This is a genomic window from Methylotuvimicrobium buryatense 5G, from assembly GCF_000341735.1.
Taxonomy (GTDB): Bacteria; Pseudomonadota; Gammaproteobacteria; order Methylococcales; family Methylomonadaceae; genus Methylotuvimicrobium; species Methylotuvimicrobium buryatense.
The window spans coordinates 3,931,374-3,947,851 of the sequence record NZ_KB455575.1; the positions used below are offsets into that span (position 1 = coordinate 3,931,374).

The following is a 16,478-nucleotide window of genomic DNA, read 5'->3' on the forward strand; positions in this document are numbered from 1 at the left end:
TGCATTCTGTCTATTGCCGGGTTTTTAAATATCGGTCGAGAAACGCTAATACTTCGTCTTTGTATTGCTTGGCGTTGTATTCGAATAAGTCGTTATGGGCCGCGCCTTTGAAAACGACCCACCGTTTAGGCTTGTTCGCCGCATCGAATAACTGCCGTGCTTGAGTGATCCGCGTATGTCGGTCAAGGTCGCCATTTGCGATTAGAACAGGCGCTTGGGACTTGGCGATATGATCGATAGGGCGAAGGTCCGACGGCGAAACGCCCAGGCGCGGTTTAAGCTGCCAAAGCAATAATGGCGTCAATACATGGCTCAATGGCCCGATGCGCATTGCAATCCGGTTGTCGACCGCATCCGCTATCGTGGTATAGACCGACTCTAAAACCAGAGCATCGACATCTAACGGCGATGCCAATAATGCGGCAGCGCCGCCTAATGAAATTGCGACGATTCCGATTCGATGCCCGGGATTCAGTTTTCGGGCATAAACCACAGCCGCCCGTACATCATGGCGTTCGAGATGGCCGAATGTGATATATCGGCCTAAGCTTTCACCGTGGGCTTGAAAATCGATCAAAACCACGGCGTATCCCGCATCGAGAAAAAACTTGGCGCGCCCGAGCATGGCTTTGCGGTTAGCGCGAACCGGATGCAGCAGAATAATTGTCGCTTTTGCATCATCGCTCGATGCATACCAAGTCGCGATAGAGGCACCGGATTCGCTATCGAGCATGGCCTCTACTACCGGAAAATCTAAGTTTTCCGCTTCTATGTGACGATGAGCCGGTGCGACTAACGCGCCGCCTACTTGCCAGGCTTCAACCAGCAAGGCAAGCAAAACCAAGCCGCTCGCACCAATAAAGTATCGCCAAAAGTTGGATCGGGACATCGAAAAACCTACTCCCCTTTTGATTGAAAAACCGTCTAAGAATAAAAGGTATGGGATGTGTCAATCGAGGACCGCCGTGAACCCGTCCATGGGGCTTGACGGCAAATCCCTACTGCCGACATCCTCGTTAGCCACACCCCATACCCTCATAAAATTAGCTAATTTTTGAGTATAAGGGGAGTAGAAGCGATCTTTAACGATGCTTAGCGTATTGCGTCAATAATTTATCCAGATGATTAGCAAAGTTTTTTCGGTCGTTTTGATTGAGCGCAGCGGGACCTTCGGTTTGAATGCCGCTGGATCGCAATGTATCCATGAAATCCCTCATATTCAGCAACGAACGAATATTTTCGCTGGTATATAATTCGCCACGCGGATTCAATGCCTTGGCGCCTTTTTCGATGGCTTCCGCTGCCAAGGGGATATCGCCGGTGATGACAAGGTCGCCCGGAACAAGTTTTTTGACGATTTCATTGTCGGCCACATCGAAACCCTTCGACACCCGAAGGAAAGCGATAAAACGCGACGGCGGCACATTCACTGAATGATTGGCGACCAGCGTCAATTGCGTCTTGGTGCGCTCGGCCGCCTTGAACAAAATCTCCTTGATCACCACCGGACACGCATCGGCATCCACCCATATTTTCATATTGTATCTCTATATTAATTGTGTTGGTTACCGAGGTTTTTTCGTAAACCTCAAGGCGACTAACATTTTGTCCGCCAAAACATATCAGCAATTCCCAGTTTGAGCAGTTTCGCCGATTTTAGGGTGTGGGGTATGCCTGTCGAGGAACGCCGTAAACCCATCCATGGGGCTTGGCGGCAGCTCGAACGCCAAGGATGGCGTGAATGCAGATTTTGCATGGAGCAAAAATCTGCCCTGCTGCCGACATCCTCGCCAAGCATACCCCACACCCTTTTTGATCTCCAAATTGGGAATTGCTGAAAACATATTCGATTTCCCTCTCCTTTAAAAAAAGGTGATTTGCCGAAGCTTGGACCAGTTTAGTGTAGCGTCTCATTTTTGAGTCTATAATGAAAGCCAATGCATTTTGCGGTAATTAAAACAATTGCGGAGTTGATTGCCGCCGCTTAATCAAGCCAAATCAGCGGAGAAAGCCAGTGACAGAATTAGACGAGCTAACTAGCAAGCAACAAGATTTAAAAACGAACCTAGCCAAAACATCGACTTTGAATTTTACAGCACTAAGCCTTGCCGTCATTGCATTATTAATTGCAGCGGGCTTTGCTTTCATTAGTACCAACCGGAATACCGATCTTCGCGCGGAAGTTTCACGGCTAAGCGCGCAACAAGCTCAGGTTGGGCATCTCGATAGCCAGCACCGGTATGACGAATTGGCGGCTAAAGTCGAAAGTTTGAGCCAACATGTTTCGGAGCTGGCCTCTGGAAAAACGACGTTACTCGACACGACTGAACAACAACCGATTTCCGCCGATAAACTAAACGATTTACTCGAACAACAAAAAAACTTGCTTGATAGACTGGAGCGTTTGGAAAGAAATGCGCAGCAATTATCAATTAAACCGGCTGCCCAGCCTAAACGCGCGGCTCAGCCACGCAGTCATGCGCAAAAAGCTCAGGATTACTCGATTAATATTGGCGCATTTCAAAAAGCGGCCACGGCCGAAAAGAAAGCCGAACGTTTGAGAAATGAAGGTGTTACCGTTGACATTAATGAAGTAGTCGTCGACGGTAAAACCTGGTATCGATTGACCATACCCGGCTTTGCCAGCATGCAGGAAGCCCAACGTTTTTCCGAAACTTTAAAGAAACAATTCGGTATCAAATCGGTTTGGATCGGCGTCGATCAAACCTGGGGTCGAGGCTGATGAAACATAGCCGATTATTCTTGGTGACTTACTCGGAAAATCCGCGAATTGCTACATAAATTCAAGCAAGCTAAAACCCACGCTCAAAGCTCCATGCCTTCCCAACATTTCGACCCGATAACAACCGATTGCCGCCAAGGTATCAACTTAATCGAAGCTAGCGCAGGTACCGGCAAGACCTATGCTATCGCAATGCTGGCGCTGCGCTTTGTCGTCGAATTCGACATGAAAATCGACGAGTTGTTGGTGGTGACTTTTACGAAGGCCGCTACCGAGGAGTTGAAGGAGCGAATTAGGCTCAGACTCAATGAGGCTAAACAGGCTGCAAGCGGGAAAACCGAACACATTGACGGCGCGATCATCACGTGGCTAAACCGGCTCGAGATCGACCGCGATCTGATCAAAAAAAGGCTGAAATTGGCGCTACTCGATATCGACCAGGCCGCCGTGTTCACAATTCACGGTTTTTGCCAACGGGTCTTAAAAGAGCATGCGCTGGAAAGCGGCCAGCTATTCGATTCCGAACTGACCGCCGATGCGGCTGCCGTCAAGCAAGCTTGTGCCGACGATTTCTGGCGCGGCCAAATTTATCAAAGAGCCTCCTGGGAAGCCGCTTTGTTGACCGCAACGTACTCAACTCCGGATGCATTATTAGCCGGTATCGATCGCATTCCGCTCGACATCGAGATTTTTCCGGAGTATCGCGATCCGAACGAAGCATTAGCCGCCTGCCGGGAACAGGCAGAGCAAGCGCGTATCCATCTGGATCAGGCCGTTCAAACGCTGCTAAACCACTTTGATGACGGATTCTTTAAATCGTCTTATACCGAAATTTTTGAACATCGCCTGCAAGAATTGCGCGCCTGGTTAAATTACGAAACACTGCAGCTTCCAAATACTGCGGCCTTTGCATGCTTGACCTTAAACGGCCTGATCGATGGCTTGAACGGTAACAAGTTTAGAAAAACCAAAACGCAAAGCGGAGAACAGCGCAAGCAGGAGTATCTGGCAACACTGAAGGTCGACACCACGCCTTTCGACGCATTGGCCGACTCGATCGATCGAATCGGTCTGGTTTTTCGTCGGGCGCTGTTAGAACATGTCCGCATAGAACTGGACAAGCAAATGCAGCTACTCAATATATTGTCGTTCGATGATTTGATTAGCCGGCTTGCCAATGCCTTGCAAGGCAATCAAGGGACATTGTTGACCGCCGAATTGAGGCAACGCTTCAAGGCCGCATTGATCGACGAATTTCAGGATACCGATCAGAATCAGTGGCTGATCTTTTCAACCTTGTTCGGTTCAGACGCACATTATTTGTATTTGATCGGCGATCCCAAACAAGCGATCTATAAATTTCGCGGTGCCGATATTTTTTCGTATCTGGCCGCGCAGCAACAGGCGCATCATCGGTTTACCCTTGGCACGAACTGGCGTTCGCAGCCGGCCCTGGTCGAGGCGGTCAATGCCTTGTTCAGCCGCGAGCGGGCTTTTTTTCTCGAACAGTTGCAATTCCATCCGGTCGTCGGCGCTCCCGCCAATGCGGACAAAACCCTAAATCTCGATAAAGAGACGCTGGCGCCGATGATGCTCTGGCAACTGCCGCAAAGCGACAAGGGCCACTGGAGTTCCGGCAAAGCCGGCGAATGCCTTCAGGCCGAGGTCGTCAACGAAATCGTCGGATTGCTCAACGAGCCTTATTTTTTGAGCGATAGCGGCAGGCGAGTTGAGCCGGGCGATATCGCGGTATTGGTCAGAACCAATCGGCAAGCCTCGGAATATCAAGCGGCATTGCGCGAAGCCGGCGTCCCTTCGGTTTTGAACAGCACCGAATCGGTATTCGCGACCGCCGAAGCGGCCGATTTGTTTTGCTTGCTGCAAGCCATTGCCCACCCCGGCGACACGGTGCTATTGAAGCAAGCCTTGACGCTCGATTGGTTCGGGTTAGACGGGCAGACTTTATATCGTACCTTGAATCAAGAAGCGGCTTTGGATGCCTGGCTGTCGCATTTTTTGAATTACTATCAACATTGGCAGAGTCAAGGGCTGATGGCGATGATGCAGCGCTTGCTCGACCAGGAACAAATACGTCTGCAACTATCGGCTACCCGGCTTGCCGAGCGACGTTTGACCAACTTGCATCATCTAATCGAGTTAGTGCAGCAAGCCGCCGTCGACGAGCATTTAGGCATCGGAAAAACGCTGGACTGGCTGCGCGCGCGCATCGCCGATACGGCGGACGGCAAAGTCAGTCTCGAAGAGCAATGCATGCGCTTGGAAAGCGATGACGAAGCGGTCAAGATCGTCACGATGCACCGGTCGAAGGGGCTCGAGTATAATATCGTTTTTTGTCCGTCGCTTTGGCAACGCAGCAGCCGGCTCTCGACCGGTAGGCCTTTGATTCAATGTCACGAGCAAGGGCGTATCGTTGCCGATTTAGGCTCGGAGGATTTCGAACGCCGCCGCGCGCAAGCGATCGACGAAGAATTGGCCGAGGATTTGCGCGTATGTTATGTCGCTCTGACCCGGGCTAAATATCGCAGTTATCTGGCCTGGGCCGATGTTCGAAGCAAGGATGTTCCGAATCAGTCTGCATTGGCTTGGCTACTCGATTTCGAAGATTGCGATTTTGCCGCGCAACAAACGATCCTGATCGATTATTGCAGCCGCGACCCGAAGGCTTTCGAATATCGTTTATTGGAATTACCGGCGATGCCAAAGGGCCGTTACGAAAAACCGCTCGACGAAACTCGGCTATCGGCAAGATCGAGGCAACGTTCTTTGCGCACCGATTGGCAAATGAGCAGTTACACGGCACTCTCGGCCTTGAGTCTACAGGATGCGCCGGAATTGCCGGAAGACAAGGCCCGCGAATCGGCTTCGCTCGATGCGGAACCGGCCTTGTCGGCGGTCGGCATGCAGGAGGCGTTGCCGAAAGGCGCGCATACCGGCAACGTCGTGCACGACTTGCTGGAGCAACTCGATTTTGCGTATTTGGCCGATATGCCGGATATCGCCGAGTTGCGCGATAACACCTGTCGACGCTACGGTTTGCAAACGGAGCACCCTGAAGCCATCGACCGCTTATTGCAAGCCGTTGTGACAACTTCCTTGGCCGAAGACGATCCGGCTTTTCAGTTGATGAATATTGCCGATGAGCAATGTTTGAAGGAAATGCCGTTTTATCTCGCAATGCAGCCGATGAACGCCGCACAGATCAATGCGATCTTATCGGACTCTCCGGTTTATCAAGCGCTGAACAGCAAGCAAATGTGCGGTTATTTGACCGGTTTCATCGATTTGATTTGCGAATACGGCGGCCGTTATTACGTCATCGATTATAAAACCAACAGCCTGCCTGACTACCGGCCGGAAACGTTGACGGACGCGATGCGAGAGCATAATTACGGATTGCAATATTGGCTGTATACGCTGGTGCTGCACCGCTATTTGAACCAACGCTTGGCCGATTACGAGTATGAAAAGCATTTCGGCGGGGCACTATATTTATTCGTGCGAGGCATGCAGCCCGAACAACCGATGAGCGGTGTTTATAGGGATAGGCCGGATTTACGACGTATCGAGGCCTTATCGGAGATTTTTGGCGGATCGGAGGCTCTCGCTCCCAAGCTCTAGCTCACTGCCATTAAGTTAAGGGAAGCCCGTCATTCCGCCATGGATTGGCGGAATCCAGTGCCATGGATGGCAAGCTTTTGAAGTACATTAGAGCCTGAATGCAAGCATTACTTATTTCTGTGATGGCTTAACTTAATGGCTGTGAAGCTCTAGCTTGGTAGTTTAATAGCCCAAGCTCCGCTTGGCGTGTGTATACCCATCATCGTAGATCGATATTCGGCGCCGGAGTGCCCGTCAAAGGACGCCGTGAATGTCGATTTTGCAGGAGCAAAATCGACCTAACACCCCGGCGGCGGCGCCGGCTTTGCCGAAATTTGAAGCGAGAAAGGTATACAAGCAGCGCTTGACGGTAGGCATTCCCAAGCTGGAACTTGGGAACGAGACAAAGGCAATGCGATTTCGGCTTTTAGGGGTTTGCCAATTCAGAGAGATTGCGGAGTCAATTAGGAATCATTGTTACGAATTTCGGCTATCGCTTGAGAGCGACTCAACGGTTGTATCTCAACAAAACCGCTACCCTGCTTTTGAATTCCAACTTCCTTGGCGGCCGCATAGGACAGGTCTAGTTCCCTTTTACCATGATAAGGACCGCGGTCTGTGATTTGAACGACAACCGATTTATGGCTTTTGGGATTGGTGACTTTCACGTAGGATAACAGAGGTAGCGTCTTATGAGCCGCAGTCATCGCATACATATCGAACTTACGTCCGCTAGCGGTTTTTTTGCCGTGAAACTTAGGACCATACCAAGAGGCCCGGCCTAATCGCCCTTTTGTAGGTTTTCCTGCGGTTTTACCCGAAATCAGCTTGGTTTTATGCTGATCGGATGCTTCAACTGTCTTTACAGGATGAGTCAATAGGCTGCCCATCACAAACACAGAACTTGCCAATATGATTTTATTCATAATGTAAATCCTTATTATTTAACAATAATATGATTCTACCCTTGGTAATATTAAGCTAAACTTAAACCGTGGAAGTCGAAATCAATATTGGGGGTATTTATCGCCATGCTAAAACCGATTCAGACACTACCTTATAAGGGCTCCCTCTATTTCGCTCGTGGCGCTTTAAAGTATCTTATGGGCATCAATTTTCCGGCAACAAGCGCCGAAATTTATCTGACAAAATGACAGAAGAACCTACTTTTACCCGCCTCGATATGGCTTTTTCTCGTTTTTTGAGCCGGCGTAGCGCCTTGACCGGTGCCGCGCAAGACAATTTCGAAAAACTGATCGCACGTCTTTCCTTCGAGCAAAATCAAGGGCATAGTTGTATCCGCATCGATGCCAAAGCCCGTGAGGCAGTCTTGGCGTCAGGTCTGGCTTCGACGACCGATACCGCGCCGTTAATAGTTGAAGACGACCGGCTTTATCTGCAGCGTTATTGGGCCTATGAAAAAAATTTGGTCAACCGGATCTATGCAATGACCCGTGTCAATGTCTCCCATGCTGACGCCGAGGCCTTATTGGACCGCTACTTCCCGACCACTACAGGAGAAACCGACTGGCAGCGTGAAGCAGCCAAAACCGCGCTTAATCGAACGTTCTGCATCATTACCGGCGGTCCCGGGACTGGTAAAACCACAACTATCGTTAAGATTCTGGCTTTGCTGCAGGAATTGGCTGAACGCTCGTTATATATCGCCCTGGCCGCGCCGACCGGAAAAGCCGCAATGCGTCTGCAGGAGTCGATAGGTAACAGCAAGAGCACCCTGCCTTGTGCGGAAGCTATTAAACAATTCCTTCCCGAATCGGTCACAACCCTGCATCGCCTGCTAGGCTCTCGTCCGCCTTCGCCTTATTTCCGGCATAACGCCGAAAAACCCCTGCCTTTCGATTTGGTCGTGGTCGATGAAGCCTCGATGGTCGATTTAGCGTTAATGAGTAAATTGGTCGATGCACTCAAACCCAGTGCCCGTTTGATCTTACTCGGAGACAAAGATCAATTGGCATCGGTCGAATCGGGCGCGGTATTGGCAGATTTGACCGCAGCGTTGCCGAATCATACCGTCGAACTAAAAAAAGCACACAGATTCGATATGACGATCAAAAACCTGGCCGAAGCGGTCAATTTGCAGCATCCTGAAGCCGCTTGGTCGTCGTTGCAGGCAGGTTATGAGAACATCGGCTTATTGAATCAAGAAGCAATCGCCTATATTGTCGGACAGAGACGCGATTATTTACGCGCGATCGAGAGTTCGAATGATATCGAGCATATTTTTAATGCCTTCAAGCGATTTCAAGTGCTCTGTGCGAATCGGGCCGGAAAAAATAGCGTCGCCGATATTAATAGCCAAGTTGAACGCCTACTAGCCTCAATCGGTCATATCGACCCTATCGGGACTTGGTATCATGGGCGTCCGGTCATGATCACGCAGAACGATGCCGCGCTGCAACTTTATAACGGCGATATCGGCCTGTGTCTGAAAGACGCAGAGCAAAGCGGTAAATTGATGGTGTTTTTTCAGCGCCCCGACGGTAGCATCAAAAAATGCCTGCCGGCTCGATTGCCGCATTGCGAAACCGTATACGCAATGACGATCCATAAAAGCCAGGGTTCGGAATTCGACGAAATTCTTATTGCTCTTCCGGATCAACATAATCCGGTGTTGACCAAAGAGTTGCTCTATACCGCGATTACCCGCGCCCGGAAATCGGTCATAATACTGGCCGATCAAAAGGTTTTCAACGAAACCGTGCTGAGTAAAATCGATCGCTTCGGGGGCTTGGCGCAAAAACTGACGTGCACAGCCGACTAATGAAACTAGGATGGCGTTGATGCGCCGGATAATTTTGGGCGCCAAAAGGCTCTTTATCGTAACGATTCACCCCGTAAGCGCCAACTTAGTGTCTATTCTATGGTGTATTTGTAGCTTTTATTCGTCACATATCGGCATGGATTGCCGATATCCAGGTTACATGGGTGTGAAGCTTCGTATTGCCATCCCTGGTCCTGGATTCCGCCAATCCCTGGCGGAATGACGCGTTTTTCCTTAAGTTGGCGCCTATGACGATTCACCCCCCTGCTTTTAAAAGGCTATGTTCGCGTTAGCAGTTGAAACGATTCTCTTTCCTACTAAATAAACCACTTAGGAAATAGTCAATGATTGCTTTCCAATACGCTGAGCGTGGAAGAGGGTACGATTACTCGCTTGACAGGACGCCGTGAATACGTCCATGTAGGCTTGACGGCGGAATCTGATTGCCATGGATGGTATGAATGCAGATTTTTGCTCCCCGGCAATTGCTGAGTTACAAGCATGTAACGAATGCAGAAAATGCAGGAGCATTTTTCTGCCCTGCATCGCCTAAAGCGCCTACTGGTGGTGCCCTAATACACGCCATTCATGGCGTAATGCAAAATCAGCATTCATGCCATCCTTGGCAATCAGTCGCCGCAGTTAAGCGGATGTATTCACTTCGTCCTGTTAAGCGAGTAACCGAGCCCTTGACTCCAGGAAGTTATTTATCGCGAAATCCTAAGCAGGCTAACGTAGCGTTACTCTCTGGCAGACTGATAATTTTCAACGAATGCTTTCAGTCCTTCCTGGACCAAGTCGTAGGTTTTATCGATATTGTCAGCGATGCTTCCTTCCAATACGTTGAGTCCTTTCAAAATATCGCGTGCTTCACCGAAGCCTTTGTCGATGCCTTTGCCGATCAGTTCGACGAACGATTCCAATGCTTCTTCGATACTGAGGTCGCTGTGATTAGCGTGATAACGCTCGAAAAAAGCGGTGCTCATTTGCACGATGCGCCCGGCGGTGGCTTCCGGAGAAACATCCACGCCATCTTCGTAAGCTTTTTGAATGGCATTGTCGCCGAAATCGGCTTTGAGCGCGTCATTAATGCCTTCGAGCGCGGTCTTGAATAATAGAGCCATCGGCTCGTTACCGGCGCTCAAACTGACATCGAGCGAAGCTTGCAAGATCGAACGGTTTAATTCGGTTTTGGCTTCAGCAGCCGAGGTTTCGGATTTTTTAGTTTGAGCTAATTCGGATATTTTTTGCCCGAATGGTCCTTCGCTTTTATGGGAGGGGTCTTTGGCCATGGAACTTACCGTCTGGCCGAACGGTTCTGTTTTGATCTCCATTATTAGCCTCGAAGTTAAGATTTGTTCAAGTGTTATCCATTTATTGTAGCGGCCGTGGTTTTCAAATCTTTAGGTTGAAAAGAGTGAGGCTTTAACGTTACATCTAAATTCGGCAGTTTAACCATGAAGCGCATGAAGGCTTTCAAGAAAATACCTAAACATTCTCCATTCTCGCCAACCTATTCGGTGTGCGAAAGTTCTATGCAAATCTACAGCAACTTATTGAATTAACTTATTATTCATGGTGAAACGCTTTTTCTAAGTTAAAGGCTTCCGAATATTTGGTGATCGATCAGATCGCATAAGCAGTGACTAATCAATAAGTGCGTTTCTCGGATCCGGCTGTCGTTACTGGAGGGAACCCGGATCTCAATATCCGAGGTATTTAAAATCGGTGCCAGCATGCCGCCATCATGTCCGGTCAATGCGATCACCGATATATTTTTGTCGTGTGCGGCCGTAACGGCTTTGAGAATATTGGCCGGGTTGCCGTTACTGGAGAAGACCAGCAAGATATCTTCGCTTTGACCAAGGGCCTTGACTTGTTTGGCGAAAATGTCGTCGAAATGGTAGTCAGCGGCAATCGAGGTAATAACAGCGGTGTCGGCAGTCAACGCAATTGCCGGTAAGGCCGGGCGTTCTCGTTCCAAGCGGTTCAGCATTGCCGCCGAAAACTGTCCGGCATTTGCGGCACAAGCGCCGTTACCGCAGACTAGGATTTTGTTGTCGTTTAATATCGCCGTAACTAGTTTTTGTGAGGCGAATTCGATCGATTCGCCGAGACCGGCCAAGGTATCTTGTAGAGTTTGTAGGCTTTCGTTGAAATGCAGGGTAATTCGTTCTTGTAACATGATGGAAGTTGTCAAGTTAAAAAGGCGTTTTTTATCCAATCGATATTGGCGTCGCCGGAAACGGCAACGACGTCGAAGCGTATCGGACAAGGCGACGGGTGTCGTGATAAATAGAACCGTGTGGCGGCAATGATGCGCGATTGTTTTCGCGGGGTGACGCTTTCCAAAGCACTGCCGAAACGGTCGGATTTACGGTAGCGCACTTCGATAATTACCAGCGCCTCGCCGTCTTTCATGATCAAATCCAGTTCACCTAAACGGCAGCGAAAGTTACGAGCCACCGGTTTCAGGCCTTGGTCGATAAGAAAGCGGTGAGCTTTCTCCTCGGCAGATTCGCCGCTGACCAGGTGTTTGGCTTTCAATGGATTTAACAAATGCTGTCCTCAATACGAGTCGTCGTTCGGTGTCGCGATGCTTTGGTAGCTCTCGGACGTGCTTTGAACAAAGCCGATGACCTTAGGTACTCCTTGATTGAATTTGGCGCAGACCAAATTTCTTTTGATTCGGCCGGCCTTCGTCAGCAACAAGTTACCGGTCGCGCCATGATATTGAACGCTGCTTAGTTTACCAAGATGCGGAACCAGATTGTAGGCGTCGATCCCCATTGCCATTAAACGTAAATAAACGCTGGGGAATTGTTGCCAAGTGCTACGTAAGGCATTAATACTTAATTCGCCTTGGTAAACATTGTCGAATAGCCAAGGAATGTCGCAAAACGTTATCGTGTTCAAGTCCGTGTCCAGCTGAGGATTAGGCAAACCGCTATAAATATGGGGTGTGGCATAAACCGGCAAGTGCTGGGCATGAAAAAAACGCAATTGCGGATTAATCGAGCGCGCCGCCGTTTCATAGGCATTCAGAAAAATGACGTCGGCATCGCGTCGGATTCTCGGGACGAAAACGGCTGTTGGTAAGAATTGTCGGATTTTTTGATAACGCTGATTGCTTTCATCCAAATTCAATAGTTTTTTAATCGGTTCGGAAAAATCGGTCTGATTGGCTTGATAAGTTTGAATTTCCAGCAGGTTTGCGTCGGCTTTGTTCCAGAAATCCCGGATGTATTCGCCGATTCTTAAACCTTGCTCGGTATCGGGTATCAATAACAATGCGTTTTGTCGACCGTCGAACCAGGCAAGGCTAGCGATTTGTTCGGCGTCGTCGATTGGGCTGAGTCCGAATTGGTAAAGATTGGCTTTGTTTATTTCCGGAACATGATTGAGTGCAAGAACCGGAATACTTAAATCAGATGATGCCGCTAGGTTTTCAATGTCGGGTTTGCTGAGCGGGCCGATGACCATTTCCGCGCCCTCGGCGATAGCCTGATGATAAAGTACCGGTAGTGCGCTTTGACCGCTGTCGTAAAAACGAAGATCGGGCTTGGTTTCATTGCGATCCTGATAATAGGCGGCCATGATGCCCTCGCGAATGGCTTTTCCTGCGCGTCCGATAGGGCCTGTTTCGGGTAAAAACACGGCGATTTTGCCCGGTTGTTTGAAAGCATGCGCCGATTGAGCCAAGTAGCCTTGCAGAAATGCCGAGTCAGCGGGGTGATGAGGATAGTTTTGCCGCCATTGATCCAATGCGGTATCCAACAGAGCGCGATTATGTTGGTTGGTTTTGAGTAATTGCGCTAACGCCATCCATCCGGATAAGACATTGGTGCTTTCGGGGCTTGTTTGTTCCAGCGCCGCTACGGGTAGCAAGCTTAAGGTCTCAAGAATTGCGGCATGATTGGCCGGTTGTTGCGCGGGCGGCAGCAAATTACTCAATTCGACTCTCGAAGCAGCGCTTTTTTTCAGTTCGCCGGTCAACGAATAGGCAAAGGCACGGGATTGATGGAATTTGATTTGATCGGACCGCGGTAGTTGCAGCGGTTTGACTAGATTTAGTCTAGCGCTTGCTTGTTCCGCATCGCCGAAGCTGAGATCGATTTGCGCGTAATAAAGATTAAGCTGGTTGCGTTGCAACAAAGTAAGGTTATCCGGGTTGATTGCGTCGGCATAGTGTTTAGCGGTATCGCTATCGCCGGATTGGATTAACGATTCGATCGTAAATAAGCGTAATTGGTCTTGAAACTCGGATTGCTCGTCGGCAATGCGTCGATAAACTTGCGCGGCTTTGGCGGGTTGGCCTTGATCCATGAAGGCTTTAGCCGTGTGAGCGTCCGCCGGAAAAGACGGTTCATGGTCTTGGGGGGGCATGCACCCTGCGAGAAAAGTGCAAAGCAGCAAAAATGGCGAATGAAAATGGCGACTCATAGAAGGGTATACCTTTAAAATAGATCGGTTTAATCAGATGAGAGAATCCAATGTCTAGTCAATGCGGCAAATTATACGTGGTTGCCACGCCGATAGGTAATTTAGCGGATTTTAGTTTCCGGGCCGTCGACGTGTTAAAGGAAGTCGATTTGATTGCCGCGGAAGATACTCGACATGTCAGAATGCTATTACAGCATTACGGTATTGCCAACCGCTTAGTCTCGTTGCATCAGCACAACGAAGAAACGGCTTCGGCCGGATTGCTCGAAAAAATTCGCGGAGGTCTCGATATTGCGTTGGTTTCGGATGCAGGTACGCCGCTATTGAGCGATCCCGGTATGCCTTTGGTGCGCATGGCCAAAGATGCAGGCATCGAGGTATCGCCGATTCCGGGGGCCTGCGCTTTGATTGCGGCATTGTCGGCTGCAGGTTTGCCGGTGAGCCGTTTTATTTTCGAAGGTTTCTTGCCGCGGACATCGTCAGCACGTAAAACATTTTTTAAGGAGCGTTTGAATTGCGAATCGACCTGGGTTTTTTATGAGTCCAGCCATCGAATTTTAGATGCATTGAAGGATATGTCGGAAATATTGCCGGCCGACAGGCAGTTGGTAATTGCGAGGGAAATCACCAAATTACACGAAACGATCGTTAAGCGCCGTTTGGACGAGATGCTGGAATTGGTTGAAAGCGACGAAAACATGCGCAAAGGCGAATTCGTCGTGATTGTCGAGGGCGCTGTCATCGACAAAAATAACCAAGCATTGAGTGCCGAACATTTATCGGTATTAAAGACTCTTCTAAAGGAGTGTTCTGTCAAGACAGCCGCGGCTTTAGCCGCTGAAATTACCGGAGCTAAGAAGAAGGTTTTGTATGAGGCGGCTTTGGAGATGATGGGCAAGGTGATAGGTGAAAGGTGAAAGGTGAAAAGGTGAAAGGGGAAAGGGGAAAGGGGAAAGGGGAAAGGGGAAATTTTGGCTTGACAAATGGATTAAATGTCGCAATATTTCACCGCTCACCGCTCACCGCTCACCGCTCACCGCTCACCGCTCACCGCTCACCGCTCACCGCAAATTAATTTTCCGACATGTTTTTAATTCGCGTATAATTTCGCCGAGAGTCGGCCGGACAGTCGCTGTTTTGCCTTAGGGTAGAAGAGAGGAAAGTCCGGGCTCCATTGGGCAGAGTGCCAGGTAATGCCTGGGAGGCGCGAGCCTACGGAAAGTGCCACAGAAAATATACCGCCCCCCACCTAGAATCTGGATTCTAGGTGGGGGGTAAGGGTGAAATGGTGCGGTAAGAGCGCACCGCGCGGCTGGTAACAGGCGTGGCAGGGCAAACCCCACTCGGAGCAAGATCAAATAGGGGGACAGACGCGTGGCCCGCGCGGTTCCCGGGTAGATCGCTCGAGCCGTAAGGTGACTTGCGGCCTAGATGAATGACTGTTCGCGACAGAACCCGGCTTACAGGCCGACTCTTTTTTCACTACCGATTGCCGATTTTTTGCGTCTTTGCAGAAAATATCCGCGCATTCCCTCCTCCTACTCCCTTTATACCCATCATAGATCAAAATTCGACGCCGGGGTGTCCGCCAAAGGACGCCGTGAATACGTCCAAGTAGGGCTCTATGCCAGCTCCATGCCGGCAAAGCCTTTGTCAGACACCCCTGCGCCTCCTCGGGCACTGCCGAAATTTGAGGTGCGAAAGGTATAAACCCAAAAATCGGCCTGTTTTATGAAAGTATGGGGTGTGGCTAGCGAGGATGTCGGCAGCAGGGCAGATTTTTGCTCCATGCAAAATCTGCATTAACGCCATCCTTGGCGTTCGAGCTGCCGTCAAGCCCTCTTGGATGGGTTCACGGCGGTCCTCGTTAGGTACATCCCATACCCTTTATTCTTAGACGGTTTTGATTCAAAAGGGAGTAAATCCGATTGCCGTTAAGTCTCTAACGATCGGCGATTTAGGTTGTCTAAGTCCGCAGCGGCTATACCATTTTCAAAGCCCCTAATGCTTCTCTTCTCTTCTTTTTGTGCGATAAAAAATCCATTTTCATGCCTTTAATATTGAAAACCGGGTTTAGCGCTACTGGTTGTCGATTTGATTTTACGGTTGTAGAAAGTTGTTTGCAGCATTTGGCGGAGAGGTTTGTTTTATTTTGAGACGGTTCCGATTCGATACCTTCTAGTCAATTAATAGCTTTTCTTAACATTATTAATTAACTTTTTGATAAAGCGGGCAAATTGTTTTTTCTGCTGTGATATTTTCAAAGTGTTTTGTTCGGCTTTTATAAGTCATTGTCTTGCCATAAATAATTAAATTCAAATCGATCTTGACTAAGGTCGGATTGAAATCTATAGTGAACAAAAGTGGTGTAAAGTGGAAAAAAAGGGATTTTTTTGGCGAGCCGGGGCTTATTTTGTTAAGAGGCATCAATCCAATCAATCTTGACGCGAAAGGGCGTTTTGCAATTCCGACTAAATATCGGGAGGAGTTGTTGGAGAGTTGCGATCGGCAATTGATCGTCACGGTTGCGGTCGATGAGCATTGCGTCGGCGAAAACGGTTGTTTGTGGCTCTATCCCTTGCCGGAATGGGAAAAAGTCGAACAGGCCATTCTTAAGAAGCCGACTTTAAATAAAATGCTGACCAAACTTAGGCGTTTTTTGATCGGTAACGCGACAGAATGCGAAATGGATATGCAAGGCCGTATATTATTGCCGGAGAAATTGAGAAGCTTTGCCGGCATGGACAAGAAAATTATGTTGGTCGGGCAATTGAACAAATTCGAAATATGGAATGAAGAGGCATGGAATGCCAAAGAAGCCGAATGGATGAACAGCGACGATACCGAAGGTCTCGAAGAGCTAGGTTCTTTGTCTTTTTAATACGGGGAGAT

Annotated in this window: 12 protein-coding genes and 1 other RNA gene; 6 read left to right on the forward strand and 7 right to left on the reverse strand. The window is 49.2% G+C overall.

What is annotated here, in order from left to right; genetic code table 11:
* Positions 1 to 10: 10 nt before the first annotated feature.
* Together METBU_RS0117700 and METBU_RS0117705 are read right to left on the reverse strand one after the other, a co-directional pair.
* A complete protein-coding gene (locus METBU_RS0117700; protein ID WP_017841892.1) occupies positions 11 to 889 on the reverse strand; it encodes an alpha/beta hydrolase in 879 nt (292 codons plus the stop codon).
* A gap of 193 nt (positions 890 to 1,082) precedes the next feature.
* Positions 1,083 to 1,538, reverse strand: coding sequence for a YaiI/YqxD family protein (locus METBU_RS0117705; protein ID WP_017841893.1), 456 nt, complete (start codon positions 1,536 to 1,538; stop codon positions 1,083 to 1,085).
* Positions 1,539 to 2,014: 476 nt separating this feature from the next.
* Here METBU_RS0117705 and METBU_RS0117715 point away from each other — a divergent pair, with 476 nt between their 5' ends.
* Both METBU_RS0117715 and recB read left to right on the forward strand, forming a co-directional pair.
* A complete protein-coding gene (locus METBU_RS0117715) occupies positions 2,015 to 2,743 on the forward strand; it encodes an SPOR domain-containing protein (RefSeq protein WP_017841895.1) in 729 nt (242 codons plus the stop codon).
* 93 nt (positions 2,744 to 2,836) lie between these two features.
* Positions 2,837 to 6,382 carry an exodeoxyribonuclease V subunit beta gene (recB, locus tag METBU_RS0117720; RefSeq protein ID WP_040575341.1) on the forward strand — a complete coding sequence of 1,182 codons (3,546 nt, stop codon included), beginning with the start codon at positions 2,837 to 2,839 and terminating at the stop codon, positions 6,380 to 6,382.
* Between the two features lie 443 nt (positions 6,383 to 6,825).
* On the opposite strand, the gene METBU_RS0117730 is transcribed toward recB, so the two are convergent.
* On the reverse strand, positions 6,826 to 7,287 hold the full coding sequence (locus tag METBU_RS0117730) for a septal ring lytic transglycosylase RlpA family protein (RefSeq protein WP_017841898.1): 462 nt from the start codon (positions 7,285 to 7,287) through the stop codon (positions 6,826 to 6,828).
* 224 nt (positions 7,288 to 7,511) lie between these two features.
* On the opposite strand from METBU_RS0117730, the gene recD reads away from it, so the two are divergent.
* Positions 7,512 to 9,143: an exodeoxyribonuclease V subunit alpha gene (gene recD / locus METBU_RS0117735; RefSeq protein WP_017841899.1), complete on the forward strand. Its 1,632-nt coding sequence runs from the start codon at positions 7,512 to 7,514 to the stop codon at positions 9,141 to 9,143.
* 740 nt (positions 9,144 to 9,883) lie between these two features.
* On the opposite strand, the gene METBU_RS0117740 is transcribed toward recD, so the two are convergent.
* From METBU_RS0117740 to METBU_RS0117755, 4 genes are all read right to left on the reverse strand, one after another.
* The gene (locus METBU_RS0117740) at positions 9,884 to 10,477 is read right to left on the reverse strand and encodes a DUF5610 domain-containing protein (RefSeq protein WP_017841900.1); all 594 of its coding nucleotides are present in this window, start codon (positions 10,475 to 10,477) and stop codon (positions 9,884 to 9,886) included.
* 263 nt (positions 10,478 to 10,740) lie between these two features.
* The gene (locus METBU_RS0117745; RefSeq protein WP_017841901.1) at positions 10,741 to 11,328 is read right to left on the reverse strand and encodes a D-sedoheptulose-7-phosphate isomerase; all 588 of its coding nucleotides are present in this window, start codon (positions 11,326 to 11,328) and stop codon (positions 10,741 to 10,743) included.
* 11 nt (positions 11,329 to 11,339) lie between these two features.
* Positions 11,340 to 11,702: a YraN family protein gene (locus METBU_RS0117750; protein ID WP_017841902.1), complete on the reverse strand. Its 363-nt coding sequence runs from the start codon at positions 11,700 to 11,702 to the stop codon at positions 11,340 to 11,342.
* Between the two features lie 9 nt (positions 11,703 to 11,711).
* Complete coding sequence (locus METBU_RS0117755; protein WP_175421709.1) at positions 11,712 to 13,529, reverse strand: penicillin-binding protein activator; 1,818 nt, start codon at positions 13,527 to 13,529, stop codon at positions 11,712 to 11,714.
* Between the two features lie 107 nt (positions 13,530 to 13,636).
* On the opposite strand from METBU_RS0117755, the gene rsmI reads away from it, so the two are divergent.
* From rsmI to mraZ, 3 genes are all read left to right on the forward strand, one after another.
* Positions 13,637 to 14,503: a 16S rRNA (cytidine(1402)-2'-O)-methyltransferase gene (rsmI, locus tag METBU_RS0117760; RefSeq protein ID WP_017841904.1), complete on the forward strand. Its 867-nt coding sequence runs from the start codon at positions 13,637 to 13,639 to the stop codon at positions 14,501 to 14,503.
* Between the two features lie 196 nt (positions 14,504 to 14,699).
* An RNA gene (rnpB, locus tag METBU_RS25530) (RNase P RNA component class A) lies at positions 14,700 to 15,065 on the forward strand.
* A 934-nt stretch (positions 15,066 to 15,999) separates the two neighbouring features.
* Entirely contained in the window at positions 16,000 to 16,467 is a 468-nt protein-coding gene (mraZ, locus tag METBU_RS0117770) for a division/cell wall cluster transcriptional repressor MraZ (protein WP_026130306.1), read from the forward strand.
* The last annotated feature ends 11 nt before the right edge of the window (positions 16,468 to 16,478 follow it).